Source organism: Rhodococcus sp. C26F (assembly GCF_053345925.1).
This window is the reverse complement of sequence record NZ_JBKFBA010000029.1, coordinates 1-13,452: the sequence shown is the minus strand read 5'-3', so window position 1 is coordinate 13,452 and position 13,452 is coordinate 1. Positions and strand designations below refer to the sequence as shown.

The 13,452-nt window shown below is 63.3% G+C and carries 9 protein-coding genes and 3 pseudogenes; 6 read left to right on the top strand and 6 right to left on the bottom strand.

Features of this window, described 5'->3' with window-relative positions:
- The first annotated feature begins 61 nt into the window (after window positions 1-61).
- Both ACLBYD_RS22555 and ACLBYD_RS22550 read left to right on the top strand, forming a co-directional pair.
- Window positions 62-808 carry a TetR/AcrR family transcriptional regulator gene (locus ACLBYD_RS22555; RefSeq protein WP_447818211.1) on the top strand — a complete coding sequence of 249 codons (747 nt, stop codon included), beginning with the start codon at window positions 62-64 and terminating at the stop codon, window positions 806-808.
- A 46-nt stretch (window positions 809-854) separates the two neighbouring features.
- Window positions 855-1,895: a 2Fe-2S iron-sulfur cluster-binding protein gene (locus tag ACLBYD_RS22550; RefSeq protein ID WP_447818210.1), complete on the top strand. Its 1,041-nt coding sequence runs from the start codon at window positions 855-857 to the stop codon at window positions 1,893-1,895.
- A 61-nt stretch (window positions 1,896-1,956) separates the two neighbouring features.
- On the opposite strand, the gene ACLBYD_RS22545 is transcribed toward ACLBYD_RS22550, so the two are convergent.
- Entirely contained in the window at window positions 1,957-3,066 is a 1,110-nt protein-coding gene (locus ACLBYD_RS22545) for a hypothetical protein (RefSeq protein ID WP_447818209.1), read from the bottom strand.
- Between the two features lie 14 nt (window positions 3,067-3,080).
- The gene (locus ACLBYD_RS22540; protein ID WP_447818208.1) at window positions 3,081-3,839 is read right to left on the bottom strand and encodes a phosphotransferase family protein; all 759 of its coding nucleotides are present in this window, start codon (window positions 3,837-3,839) and stop codon (window positions 3,081-3,083) included.
- A gap of 801 nt (window positions 3,840-4,640) precedes the next feature.
- On the opposite strand from ACLBYD_RS22540, the gene ACLBYD_RS22535 reads away from it, so the two are divergent.
- The 3 genes from ACLBYD_RS22535 (at window position 4,641) to ACLBYD_RS22525 (ending at window position 8,790) form a co-directional block, all read left to right on the top strand.
- Window positions 4,641-5,729 carry a phosphotransferase gene (locus ACLBYD_RS22535; protein WP_447818207.1) on the top strand — a complete coding sequence of 363 codons (1,089 nt, stop codon included), beginning with the start codon at window positions 4,641-4,643 and terminating at the stop codon, window positions 5,727-5,729.
- Window positions 5,722-6,822 carry a TIGR03857 family LLM class F420-dependent oxidoreductase gene (locus ACLBYD_RS22530; protein ID WP_447818206.1) on the top strand — a complete coding sequence of 367 codons (1,101 nt, stop codon included), beginning with the start codon at window positions 5,722-5,724 and terminating at the stop codon, window positions 6,820-6,822. Before ACLBYD_RS22535 ends, ACLBYD_RS22530 begins: the two co-directional genes overlap by 8 nt.
- 906 nt (window positions 6,823-7,728) lie before the next feature.
- Window positions 7,729-8,790 carry an IS110 family transposase gene (locus tag ACLBYD_RS22525; protein ID WP_447818205.1) on the top strand — a complete coding sequence of 354 codons (1,062 nt, stop codon included), beginning with the start codon at window positions 7,729-7,731 and terminating at the stop codon, window positions 8,788-8,790.
- A gap of 38 nt (window positions 8,791-8,828) precedes the next feature.
- On the opposite strand, the pseudogene ACLBYD_RS22520 reads toward ACLBYD_RS22525, so the two are convergent.
- Both ACLBYD_RS22520 and ACLBYD_RS22515 read right to left on the bottom strand, forming a co-directional pair.
- Window positions 8,829-9,140, bottom strand: a pseudogene (locus tag ACLBYD_RS22520) (transposase); the annotation flags it as partial.
- 4 nt (window positions 9,141-9,144) lie between these two features.
- Window positions 9,145-9,675: pseudogene (locus ACLBYD_RS22515) on the bottom strand (IS30 family transposase); the annotation flags it as partial.
- Window positions 9,676-9,873: 198 nt separating this feature from the next.
- Here ACLBYD_RS22515 and ACLBYD_RS22510 point away from each other — a divergent pair.
- Window positions 9,874-11,079, top strand: a complete 1,206-nt coding sequence (locus tag ACLBYD_RS22510) for an IS110 family transposase (RefSeq protein WP_447818204.1) — start codon at window positions 9,874-9,876, stop codon at window positions 11,077-11,079.
- 14 nt (window positions 11,080-11,093) lie between these two features.
- Here ACLBYD_RS22510 and ACLBYD_RS22505 read toward each other — a convergent pair.
- Both ACLBYD_RS22505 and ACLBYD_RS22500 read right to left on the bottom strand, forming a co-directional pair.
- A pseudogene (locus ACLBYD_RS22505) lies at window positions 11,094-11,966 on the bottom strand (transposase); the annotation flags it as partial.
- Window positions 11,967-12,327: 361 nt separating this feature from the next.
- A partial coding sequence (locus ACLBYD_RS22500) for a carboxylesterase family protein (protein WP_447818203.1) occupies window positions 12,328-13,452 on the bottom strand: 1,125 nt, incomplete at its 5' end.

Here is a 13,452-nt window from a genome sequence, read left to right as displayed (position 1 = left end):
GCGCGCGGGTCCATCACAGACGCGATGACCTGTTCACAATCGGGAAGACGAGGAAGCAACGATGGCCGCTACCACTCCGCCAGGCCGCAGCGAACCACGCACACTCACCGAGGCCTACACCCACGCGGGGTTGACCGACCGCGGTACCAGCAGCGGCAAAAGGCCGAACAAGCGCGGTGAGGCCACTCGCGAACGCATCGTGCAAGCGGCAATCGAATGCTTCAGCGAATACGGCTACACCCGTACCCGCATTTCCGATATCACGCATCGCGCCAAGACCGCACAAGGCAACTTCTACCGACATTTCAACGACCTCGACGACGTGTTCCTGGCAGCGTTGCACACTGGTCTGCAGGAGCTCGCCGAAGCTACCGGTCGGCGAACCAACAGCAGCGGCGAACTCGAGGCCCTGATCGACGTCAACATCACGTACCTGCACGCCTACTCCCGCCACCGGCACATCCTGCGTTTGTTGCGCGAAGCCGCCGCAGCCAGCGCCAACGAGGGCTTCCAGCAGCTGTGGCTGCAATTGCGCGGAGACTTCGTCGCTCGCACACGACGCTGGCTCCAGCGACTCTACGACCGCGGAGAGATCGGCGACACCGACTTCGATCTCCTGGCCGAAGCCCTAGGGTGCATGACCGAGCAGATGGCGTACGTGCACGTCGGCCTACCCGCCTCAACCCCCCGACGGGAACGTATCGACGAGCTCGGCCGTGCCCTCGGCGAATTCTGGTATCGATCTCTACCGCCCGCCATCAAGGACACCCAACTCGACTCGCGCTCCGCCGCCGCGCTCGAGTCGTAACTCGACAGCACTACCTCCCGCGGTAGTGCCAGCCGAAGGAACCACCATGACCTCTCTCGCGCCCGAACTCCTCGGACACACCGTCGGTGTGCGACAGGTAATTCAGGAAACACCCGACGCCTGTTCGTTCGTCCTGGACGTCCCGGCCGAGCTGACCGAACGATTCACCTACAAGCCGGGGCAGTTCGTCACCGTCCGTATTCCCAGTGAGCGAACCGGTTCCGTCGCGCGGTGTTACTCGATCGCCAGCACCCCCGCGACAGACCAGTACATCAAGATCACTGTCAAACGCACCGCCGACGGTTACGGGTCGAACTGGCTCTGCGATCACATCACCGCCGGGGACACCCTCCACCTGCTTCCGCCCTCCGGAACGTTCGTACCCGATCGGCTCGACGGCCCCCTTCGGCTGTTCGCAGCCGGCAGTGGAATCACTCCGGTGATGTCGATCCTCAAGTCCGCGCTGGCCACCTCGACCGGCACAATTGCGTTGTACTACGCCAACCGCGACCGGGATTCGATCATCTTCGACACCGAATTGACCGAACTGGCACAGCGTTACCCGCACCGCCTCACTATCGAGCACCGACTCGAGGACGAGCACGGCCTGCCCACCAAGGACAGCATCGCGTCCTTCACCGCTGACACGGTCGACGGTGAGGTATTCATCTGCGGTCCGGCCCCGTTCATGTCGTTGGTCAAGAACACCCTCGTCACCTGCGGATACGACCGACACAGTATCCACATCGAGGAATTCCGCTCCCTCGACGGCGACCCCTTCGCTCCCATCGCACAACTGGCGACCACGGACCCAAACGCCTCCACGGTCGACGTCACGCTCGACGGAGATACTCACACCTTGGACTGGCCCGCCGATGCCACCTTGATCGACGTCATGGTCAATGCCGGCATCGATGCCCCCTATTCCTGCCGCGAAGGAGAATGCGGTTCCTGTGCCTGCACCCTCGTCGAGGGCACCGTGAACCCGGGCAACACTGAAGCGCTCGACCCCGACGACGTCGCCGACGGTTACATCCTCGGATGCCAGGCGAGGCCAACCAGCCCCACTTTGCGAGTCGAGTTCTGAGACGCGAGACAGCCTTTCGCGGACCGTCNTGGTTCGGGTCATCGACACGATTGTCCGGTTGTCAGCTCTTCGTGGGAGGCGCCAGGCCATCGGGAAGCGACGACGGGAGGTGTGGTCCCATCGCAATGTGTTCGAAGATGCCGATGCCTTCGATGCCGTCCGAGCGTCTTACCACGCAGAGTTGTTGTGCATGGACGTTTTCCCGCGCTATCGGATCGAGGTCTGCGATTCTCCATTGCTCGCGGAGCACGGATTCGCGTCCATGATCTCGACCCTGCCCGCGTTGCGGATGGTAGTAACCCAGACCCTTCATCTGGAACACGGACCGCGGTTCGACCTCGACAGTGAAGTCCATCGGCCCGCGGGGTCCGACTTTGATGGAAGCGTTCGACGGGCGACGGGTCCCTGGGACATAGTCGATATCGACCCGTACGTCATCGGTACGGCACACCTCGCTGTTCGGCTCGACTTCCTGGGGGTGCACACGCGGGGCACTCATAGCCAGACGCACATGGCTTACGCCATCAGGCGCTTCATGAACCGTGGTCTGAAGGAACGAGTCAGGAAAGTGCAAGACGCTCCACACGGCGTAGATCGGTTTGACTGCGCTGTTCATCATGTCTTCAGCTGTCGCTTGCCGGCGGATGCCCCAGGAACGGTCTCGCACGCCGTGCCAGCTCGAGATCTCGGACCGGATCCCGTGCAGTGTCAGCCATCCGTGCCACGAGCCGAACTGCACGAATCGTGAGCGGTCCGACGCCGTCGATGCCCCTCTCGTCCGGATCAACCGTTGCTCCGCCAACGGAGCGCTCTCCGCCGTGAAGATCAGATCGGCCGCAAGACCATCCGTCTCCTCCAGCACCACCTGGAACCGGCGCAGAGGCTCGATCACCTCGAGGCGCAGGGGTCCGACCTGCGGGGTTCGTTGCTCGTCGATCGTCTTCGTCGAGGCGAATACCGAGTCCTGGACGCCGTCCCGTGAAACGCTCAGCGCCGCATCTATGATTCCCGTATTAGGGTAGATGCTCAGGCCGAACCCCAGATGCGCCGACGCATCGGGCGCGAACGCTGTGGCGTAGTAGCGCTCGTAGAAGGCGGCGTCTCCGTTCGCTGGGTGTAGAACCGGCGACGAAGTTTGATGGATCGGATAGTCGTCATACGTGCTGAGCACAGCGTCTCCTCAATTCAAGTGGCAGCTAAGAATTCGCGTGAGTCGAGGTCTTGTACCATTGCTGCTGCGCGATTCCACATCGCGATGAACATTTTTCGCGCACGCGTTTCCGAGCGGAGTTCACCAGCGGCGGGCACGGTCAGTAGGAATGTGCTGTACGCCATCTGTCGGTAGTGGTCCCATGCGGTCGCATCGGACCACGAGCCGATCCATCTCTCACGTAGTTGTCTCGCGTGCAGTTCGACAAGAGTCGCTTCGAACTGCCGGCGCTTCTCGATCGGCATCGAAGACCCCATGAAGTACGCCAGATCCCACGCCGGCGGTCCCCATCCCAGGGTCTGCCAGTCGAGCACCCAGATCTCTCCTCTTCCGAAAAGCATGTTGTCAAGCCGGAAGTCATGATGCGCAAGGGTCAACGGTCCATCGTATGCCTGGGACCACGAATCGCAGTGCTCGCCGAACTCTTCGATGATCTCAGCGGCGCCGGGAACGAGGTCGTCGAGCACCCAGTCCTTGACCTTCTCCCAGCTGGCGAGGTACCGGCGTTGCCGATCGGGGATGGGGGCGCCGGCACGTCGCTGCAGCCACTGCTGCGCTCCGAACTCGTCGTCGTTCCACCAGCGCCCCTGAAGTTTGGCCAGTTGGGTGACCGCAAGGACGGCTTGGTTCCTCGTGCCACCGATGATCTGGTCACCTTGTGAAGCACTCTGGACATCCTCCAGAACGAGTGCAGGCTGGTCCCGATATCGAAGGTGCCGTAGAACTTCGGGCACCTCAGCCCAGGCAACTCCGGACGGAGCTTCTCGTAGAATCGCAGTTCACGCTCATACACCGCTGCATGTCTGGCCGTTTCGGCTGTCTGCCCTTCACGAATCGGCAGCTTGACGACACACGAGGACGGTAGGCCGGAGGCCATGGCATCCTGAAACCGACAGCGCACAGTGTCGGCCATCTGCCCTGTTCCGATCGGCTCGACAAGGATGTCCCCTAACTCGTCCGGTCGGCGCACAAGACCCGCATCACGAAAAACACCGAACAGTTGCTCGACTCCCACGAGCACCGATGTCTGTACTCGAGAACCAGTCACTGTCACTTGCCTCCTCGACGAATGTTTCGCAAACTGAGCCCCCAAAAATCACGTTCGGTCCCGCGGCAAAAAACCGCCTCGCCTCGCGGAAGAAGGTGCAGCGCACCCGACTCACGGCAACAAGCTGCGCTACGTATCTGCAGCAGCACAATCTCACGACAGGGCGGGAGGTCACACGATATTTAGTGACTGGATGTTCGCATAAAGGCATCGATTAGTCCATATGAGCTCAAGCATGGCGTCATCTCCCGGCTGTAGCGCGATCCTGCCTTTGCACAGAAGCCAAAGGCTCGGTTTTCGAGATATTTTGGGAGTTGCGCAGCCTCAGGACACGTCCCCCTTCCGCTAGCCAACTGCCGCCTATAGCGGTCGACGCAGGGGCAGTTGACGCGCACCCCGCCTGCGTCTAATGTGATCGACCACACACGCTTTGTGACTACAAGTTCACAGTTCGGGTTCTCTCAAGCACCTGCACCCAGGAGACTCCATGCACGCCAGCGACCTCACTTCCTCATGGATCCACAAAGCACTCGGACTCGATTCCGAGTCGACGAACCGCCTAGAAGGCATCGATCTCACGCGGATCGGCACTGGTCAAGTTGCCGACAGTTACCGCGTGTCCTTGACGTACACCCAACCCACCACCGCGCAAACACCCACATCTCTCGTCGCGAAGTTCACATCGGATTCGGAGCAGAGCCGAAGCGCCGGCCGTAGTGAACTGAACTACCTGCGAGAGGTTCGTTTCTACGAGCAAATCGCTCACCATCTGCATGCACGCATCCCACATTGCTACTACTCGGAGATCGACTCCAACGACACCGAGTTCATCCTCCTCCTCGAGGACCTCACTCCTGCCCGCGCCGGAAATCAGCTCGTCGGGTGCACAGTCCAAGAGACCGCACGCGCGCTGGAGCAGGCAGCCGGCTTCCACGCCCCCTACTGGGGCGGAGACGAGCTCCGGGGTCTCGGCTGGCTGGACATCTCGGAGACCTACTGGAAGCGGTTCGAGGAGATGATGCCCGTCTGGTTCGACGGATTCGTGAAACGCTACGAAGCCCGCATCGCCGCTGACGACCTCGAGTTCGCCGGCAAGTTCGTGGCAAACATCGACCGATACTATGCCCGACTGCGCCAGGCGCCCTACACCATTCAGCACGGCGATTTTCGACCCGACAACATCTTGTTCGACGTACAGGGCGAAGAGGGAACGCTGGCAGTGGTCGATTGGCAAACGGTGATCCTCGGCCCCGCCGCCATCGACGTTGCCTACTTCATCGGTGGTGCGCTCGACATCACCACGCGCCGCACACACGAGGACGAACTACTGCGCGGCTACCACACGAGATTGGTCGAGCTCGGCGTGAAGGACTATTCGCTCGAGCAACTCACCAGTGATTACGCGGCCGCCACATTTGCAAATCTCATCATCGGCGTAGCAGCGGCGATGCTGGTTGAGAGATCCGAACGTGGAGACGAACTGTTCGTTTCCATGGTCATCAACGCTGTCGAACATGCACGCGACCGCAAAGGCCTGGCAGCTATCGGTGTCACCGAGGAGGAATCCGATGCCTGAGCAGAACGACAGAGTTACCAAGGGAGTGGAAGCTCTCGGTTTCTACACCCTTGCCGGACATATCGAATCACCAGCGGACATGCTAGAGGAACTCCGGTTGGCCGAGGAGCTGGGACTCGGCAATGCCTTCATCTCGGAACGATTCAACGTCAAGGAAGCGTGCGCCCTATCAGGTGCAGCCGGAGCCGCAACTCGCACAATCGATATCACCACCGCTGCGACGAACATCAACACTCGCCATCCTCTGGTGACCGCGGCCTTCGCTACGACGATGCATCGCCTGACGAACGGACGCTTCACCCTGGGAATCGGCCGAGGCCTGCGCCCTCAGATTGCCTCCATGGGACTCAACCAAACGACGACGGCACAGATGGAGGAATTCGCACACCTGATGCGTCGGTTGTGGAGGGGCGAGACAATCGTGGACTACGAAGGTCCACTGGGTCGCTTTCCCAAGCTCGCTCTCGGACCGGACTTCAATGAGGAGATCCGTCTCGGTACCACCGCGTTCGGTCCCGCCACTCTCGCCTTGGCAGGCCGAGCCTTCGATGTGGTTGTTCTTCACACTTTCTTCGCCGACGAAACCGTCGAACGGTGCGTGAAGACAATCAAGGAAGCAGCAGAACGCGCGGGACGAGATCCTGACAGTGTCAAGATCTGGTCCTGTTACGCCACCGTCGTCGAGGACGTCGGAGAACAGGCATTCGTCAAGAAAACGGTAGGACGTCTGGCAACCTACCTTCAGGTGTACGGCGACCTTCTGGTCTCGACGAATCAATGGGATCCCGCTTCGCTTGAGAAATTCCGAGCTTCGAAGGTAGTCAACGAACTCGACGGTTGGGCCGATGCCGTCGCCACTCCCGAACAGCTCGAACGCCTACGCGCCGTTCTGCCCGCCGAATGGTTGGACTGCGCCGCTGCCGGCAGTGCCCGACAGTGCGCACAGAAGGTTCGTCACCAGTTCGACCTCGGGGTCGACGGAGTCATCATGCACGGCGCAACTCCTAGCGAATTGGCGTCAGTAATCGAGTCCTACACCCAGATGCCGGCCACCGGCTCACCGTCCGGGTCGGAGAGGGTGTTGACCCACTGAGAGATCGCTGGGTGAGGCGCGGGTGGCCATCGCGGATCACCGCCGTGTTTAGGTCGAGGAGACCGTGCCGGACCTCGTGGGGCCGGAACGTGGTCCGCAAGGTCGCCTCCGACGCGGCGTCCCCGGGCACGACGAACCACCCATCGATGGCATCGCTGCCGGTGCCCCCTGGTCGACATCCGCGACCTCGGGACACGGCCCGGCGCGATGGTGGGGAATCGCCTCCGTCATCGTCGACGATCTCGTCGAGCGCGGCGCTGAGCTTCTCGCTCGTGCGCGTGTAGGCGAGGACCTCGAGGTAACAGGCCAGGCGGGTCGCGCCGACGTACAGGGTTCGCCACACCCCCGCCGGATCATCCCAGCGGCCGGTGAAGCGCCCGTCGGCGGCGAACTCCCACAGTGTTCACTCCACAAGGTCGGTGGGTAGCCGACACGGTAGACGGCAGCGCCAGGCAGGCCTCGGGAGGTTCGACGGTGCTCAGATCGGGTCGGTGCCATGGCCTGATCCTGCCCAACCACCACGATGGACTGCAGGATCCGCTGCCGGTGTCCCCGGGCTGTGGCCTACGGGCGACTGCGCGGCGTCCGTCCACGCTCCGCGATCGTGGGGTGTGAATCGTCTGTAAGTGTTTGTGTTGGCCAGCCCGCGGCTAGCTGACAGGATCGGTGTCGTCGCCGGGATCGGTGTGACTCATGAATCGTGTTGCTCCTGATGGGATGCACTTCCCGGGATCTGTCCACTGGTCGTGGCGGCGACGCCGACCCGGTCTTGCTTCGGTGGCTTGATCAGAAGCCTGCCCGACCCGTTGCCTCGGGTCGTGGCCCGTTACAGGCCTGCCTCGAAGTGCTCTTTCCGGGCCGACGCCGACACGCGACGCCGCCTATGGGAAAGGACAACCCGCCGCAATGACCATCGTTGCAGATCAGTACGAGTTAGTCATCGGAGTCGACACCCACGCCGCAAGCCACACCTTGTCGATCATCACGACGGCAACCGGCGCCGTCGATGCGCAAGTGAGCTTTCCCGCGAACCCTGCGGGGCTGGACCGCGCGCGTGCGTGGATCACACGCCGCGCCGCGTCCCGACCGTCATTGGTCGTAGTCGAAGGTATCGGCTCGTACGGGGCCGGCTTGGCTGACCGTGTGCTCGCTGCGGGGTTGCCGGTGGTCGAACCTGCAGCGATGGCTGCCGCAGATCGACGGGGAGTGGGTAAGACCGATGCTCTCGATTCCGTCCGCATTGCGCGATCGGTGCTGGCCGTCGAGATCGATCGACTCCGCAGACCGCGGACCGAAGGCCCGCGTGTGGCGATGCGGGTTCTCGTCGTGGCCAGGGAACAGATGACGTGCGAACGCACCCGAGCGATCAACGCCCTGACCGCATTGGTACGCACTGTTGAGCTCGGTGTGGATGCACGAACGTCATTGACCAGCACTCAAATAACGACAATCGCATCCTGGCGCACGCGAGGTGAGAGCAGCACGCTGCAAACGTGCCGAGCCGAAGCGGTCCGTCTGGCGGGCAGAATCAAGGCGCTCGACAGCGAGTTGCAGGGCAACCGCAAGAGTCTCGACGCCGCTGTGAAGACCACCGCGCCGGAGCTGTCTGCACTCAAGGGAGTTGGTGCGGTGGTCGCGGCATCCGTTCTCATCGCCTGGTCACACGCGGGACGTGTCCGTAGCGAGGCTGCATTCGCCGCCCTCGCCGGCACCTGCCCAATTCCTGCATCATCGGGGAACACGGTGCGCCACAGACTCAACCGGGGCGGAGACCGTCGACTGAACCGCGCACTAACCACCATCGTGATCGTCCGGATGAGAAAAGATTCCGACACCAGAGCCTACGTTGCCCGCCGACGAGCCGAGGGTCGCACGACGATGGAGATCATGCGATGCCTCAAACGCTACGTCACCAGGCAACTCTTCCGAACCCTCTCCGCAGCTCACCCGAATCTCGGCAACGCTTGACAGATATAGAAGCATCCTGAATGCGGTAGAGACTTCGTTCAGGCCACCTCGAGGATCGAGGCGACGATGGGGCGCTGTTCACGGTAGCGCGTCTCGTACTCGATCGGCGGGAGATAGTCGATCGACGAATGCAACCGGTCCGCGTTGAACCAGCGGACCCACTCGGCGGTCTCCCGCTCGACCTCGGCTCGGCCGGACCAGGATCGGGCCGGATCGATCAGCTCGGTTTTGTAGAGCCCGATCGTCGATTCCATGAGGGCATTGTCGAGGGCGTCGCCGACACTGCCGATGGAACCGGCGATCCCCGACTCGACCAGAGTCTCGGTGAACGCCAGTGAAGTGTATTGGGCGGATTCAACCGGTCGATGCAACACCGCGTTGTTCGAGCAACTGTAGCTGCTCGGTAAATACTTCAGCCGGGGTCTTCCAATCCAGCACTTTTCGTGGTCGGTTGTTGACAGCCAGCGCTACTGCCTTGAGGTCCTCGGCGGTCCAGCGGGACAGGTCGGTCCCCTTCGGGAAGTACTGGCGCAACATGCCATTCGTGTTCTCGTTCGTCGGTCGCTGCCAGGGCGAGTGCGGGTCGGCGAAGAACACTCTCGTGCCGGTCTCGACAGCGAACTGGGCATGGCCGGACAGTTCCTTCCCGCGGTCCCAGGTCAGGGTTTTGTGGAGTTGCTCCGGCAGCGTCGTCATCGATGCCTTCAGCGCAGCGTTCATCGCGACGGCGCCGTAGCCACCGAGGGACGGGCCGCTCTTCACGGGTGGCTTCTCGCCCCAGCCCTCCAGACGGGGTAGGTGGACGAGGATCGTCGATCGGCTGCTGCGCTCGACGAGGGTTCCGATCGCGGACCGGCCGGTACCGATCATGAGATCGCCCTCCGTAAGACTGTTGGTGGCCCGGGAGGGCCGGGTGTGGCTGAGATCGCCTTGCGCTGTGGTCGCTGATTGGGAATTTCCGCCCGGTCCTCCGGGACGCCTCGACCGCTGATTGAGATCTGCGCTCGGTCGCTGGTTACGGATGCGTCGGCGGGGTGTTCCACGGGGCGACTGTCAGCACCGGGTCGACGGACGGAGACACCCATGACGGTAGTTCGGGACAAGGCATGGATCGGCATCGATGTCGGCAAGAGCCATCACTGGGCGTGCATCATCGACGGCGACGGGCGCACCTTGTCATCGGTCAAGCTCGCCAACGACGAAACCGACCTCGTCGCGTTCGTGGAGCGAGCAGGTTCGCTGGCGCAGCAGCTGATCTGGGCGGTCGACATCATCGGCGCCCCGTCGGCGCTGCTCCTCGGCGTGCTGGCTCGGGCCGGTCACACGGTCCGCTATGCATCGGGTCGGGTGGTGGCAGCGATGAGCGCCGGGTACACCGGCGAAGGAAAAACCGACGCCAAGGACGCCTACGTGATTGCCGAGACCGCTCGGCTGCGCCGGGATCTGACGGTGATCGATACCGACACCGATCTGGTGCGTAACCTCGCCGTGTTGACCGGGCATCGGGCGGATCTGATCGCCGATCGCGTCCGGATGATCAACCGGCTACGTGACCTGTTGACCAGTGTGTTTCCGAGCCTGGAGCGGGCATTCGACTACTCCGCTCATAAGGGAGCGCTGGTGCTGCTCACCCGATACGCCAGTCCCGAGCGGATCCGGCGCCTCGGCCGTGCCCGGCTGACGCAGTGGTTGCGGCACCGGAAGGTGCGCGGTGCCGACGATGTGGCAGACCGGGCGCTCACCGCAGCCGAAGCACAGTCGATCGTGCTGCCCGGACAAGAGCTCACCGCAACGATCGTCTCCGAACTCGCCGCGGCGATCCTTGCTCTCGACGATCGAGTCAAGGCGCTGGACGAGAAGATCCACCACGAGTTCACGCAGCATCCGCACGCCGAGATCATCGAGTCGATGCCGGGATTCGGGCCGTTCCTCGGCGCCGCACTACTGGTCGGTGCCGGGGATCTGCGAGCATTTCCGACCGCCGGTCATCTTGCCGCGGCGGCTGGGCTCGTGCCGGTGCCGAACGACTCCGGTCGGCGCACCGGCAATCTGCACCGCCCGTTGCGGTACAGCCGGCCACTACGTCACGTGTTCTATCTTTCGGCGCAGACCAGCATGATGCGTGCCGGCCCGAACCGCGACTACTACCTCAAAAAGCGTGCCCGTGGCGCCACCCACACCCAGGCGGTCATCGCGCTGGCTCGACGCCGTATCGATGTGTTGTGGGCGCTGTTGCGGGAGAACCGGACGTGGACAGCGACGCCTCCACCGGCCGCTCAGGCGGCTTGACAACATCATTGAGATTCCCAATGCCCTGGAACAGCACGATCCTCGGCTTCGGCGGGACGCTCGCTGATCACCACGTCCGCGGTGACATGCCCCTGTGCCTTGTTCCGTGATCGGGCTCAGGGCACCCGCAGTGCCCGACCGGTGCGCAGGCATGTCACCAGCTCCCGCTTCAGCGCACCCCTGCCCTCGATGTACAACGACTGGTAGATCGCCTCATGGCTGATACGCATGGACTCATCCTCCGGAAAATCGATGAGAAGTCGATGTGAGATCTGTTCCGGGCTCCACGCGGTCGACCACCGCCGGTCCTGCCGATGCGGCTTGCGTCGGCCCTTCCATTCCGGCACCACCGGACCGGTCACGATCGCACCGTCCGGACCTCGGATGACACCGCTCAGCCGGTCCTGAACATAGTCGCGCAGAAGCGGGTTCGCCACCATCTTCGCGGTCTTGGGCCGTCGGGCCATCAGCTCGGCCTTCCACTGAGCGACCGACGCCCGGTACTCGAGCATGCCGCTGCGGGTAGCGACATTGCGCCGCAGTTCACGTGAGATCGTGGACGGGGCGCGACCGAGCCTGCGCGCGATTTCCCGCACACCGACGTCCTGCGCCCGCAGGACCGCGATCTCCTCCCGCTCGGAAAACGACAGGTACCGCCCACCGGGTTCGGTCAGTTCGATCGTCGACATCCCGCCACCTTGGCGGAACCAACGGCTCCCCACCGCCGACGACACACCCACCGATTCGGCCGCGTCCTCCGAGGACAGTCCCTCCGCGATCTTTCTCCAGAACTCGCGTTCGATGCTGCGCCGAGTTGCCGGCGCACCCGGTGAGATCATCGCCGATCGACCCGTCAGCTCTTTCAACCATCCGGCCGGTCGCCCCATGCACACCTCCTGGTCAGGGGTGTTGCGACGACCGGTTGAATCCGCCTTGACTTCCGGCATCCGAGTGATGCACCAATCCTGTTGAGGTGAAACGGAAATCGGTTCTTCGTCTGTCACAGGCTGACTCGAGCGCAGACCTGACCTGTCGAGAAACTCGTATCCGCTGACGCCGAAGGAGACCGTGAGCTCACCAGAATCCGAGCCACCATGATTGCGAAGGTGACGACCGCCCGACCGCGGACGTCGAGTGCATGGGCACGCTTGAGGTAGTGGCACATGCCGAGTGAACGGCGGAGCCTCACCGCGTTAAGTCGCCGATACCGGAACGGACCGCCGCGGTTCGCACCGATTCGCCGGGAGGTCATGCTGACTTCTGCCGGACAGCTATCGTCAGTGGAGCGCCCATGTCCACATCCTCCGGAAGCCGTGAGTCCGGACCGATCGGAGTTCCGAAACGGTGAATCCCACCCGTGGTGTCCCAGGGTGCCCATCCGGGGTCGCCGTGGTGCGCGAACGACGCCCACGCGCGCATCATGTCCCGCGATACGGCGTGTCGCTCGAGGGAGCGTCCGGTCAGCGGAATGCGGTCGACCGTACCGAACGCGAAGGAGATGTCCATCGAGTGGGTCGCGCCCAGCAATCCGTCCAGGACCTCGGTGGGCTGCGCGAACTCGTACGCCCAGACGCCGTCTGCCTTCGCCGCCGCGAGATCGGCGATCCTCCGGGTGGGATTCTCGTACACGAGCGTGGTCATCCTTCTGCCGAAGAGCAGATGGGGCGGCTCATGGGGATACTGCGCCGACAGTTCCGCGTACGTGACGCCGTCGACCTCCGCGAACGCGTCGACCCGGGATGCGGCCTCCGCCGCAGACATGTCGGCAACGAAGGTCGGGTCTGCTACCAGCAGAGTCGACGCGTCGTGGGACGTCCAGCCGAGCAGCAGCTGCTTTCCCCGAACCCCCTCTGTCGCCTCCTCCCTGAACGAGTTCACCGGCAGATCCACCGGATCCAGTGACGGACCGAAACCCAGCGCGGAATCCAGCTCCAGACTGCGGGCGCCGCTCCCCGTCATCGAGGCCACCTCTCGCTGCGCCGCCGACTGCGCGTCCAGGAGCGTCTCCACCGACGCCGCCCGCAGCTCGTCGACCGACTCCAGCCCGACTGCCTTCATCACCCGCTCACGGAGCTTCGCCGTCTCCTCCGGAGGATGCGACCGCCCGAACGGACCGCTCATCATGATCGACCGCGCGAACAGGTCCCGAGCCGCAGGCATCGCATTCAGCGCCGCCACCTTGCCACCACCACCGGACTGACCGCAGATCGTGACCCGCGCCGGATCACCACCGAAGGCCGCGATGTTGCGCTGCACCCACTCCAGCGCGGCGACGAGATCGAGCAGACCCGCGTTCGCAGACCCCGCCTCACCCAGTTCACGCAGGTCCAGGAACCCCAACAGACCGAGCCGGTGCGTCACCGACACCACCAC

Bases quoted from the DNA above. Each gene is read 5' to 3' on its own strand.
- ACLBYD_RS22555 (WP_447818211.1), top strand. From the start codon at position 62: ATGGCCGCTACCACTCCGCCAGGCCGCAGCGAACCACGCACACTCACC.
- ACLBYD_RS22550 (WP_447818210.1), top strand. From the start codon at position 855: ATGACCTCTCTCGCGCCCGAACTCCTCGGACACACCGTCGGTGTGCGA.
- ACLBYD_RS22510 (WP_447818204.1), top strand. From the start codon at position 9,874: ATGACGGTAGTTCGGGACAAGGCATGGATCGGCATCGATGTCGGCAAG.
- ACLBYD_RS22525 (WP_447818205.1), top strand. From the start codon at position 7,729: ATGACCATCGTTGCAGATCAGTACGAGTTAGTCATCGGAGTCGACACC.
- ACLBYD_RS22535 (WP_447818207.1), top strand. From the start codon at position 4,641: ATGCACGCCAGCGACCTCACTTCCTCATGGATCCACAAAGCACTCGGA.
- ACLBYD_RS22530 (WP_447818206.1), top strand. From the start codon at position 5,722: ATGCCTGAGCAGAACGACAGAGTTACCAAGGGAGTGGAAGCTCTCGGT.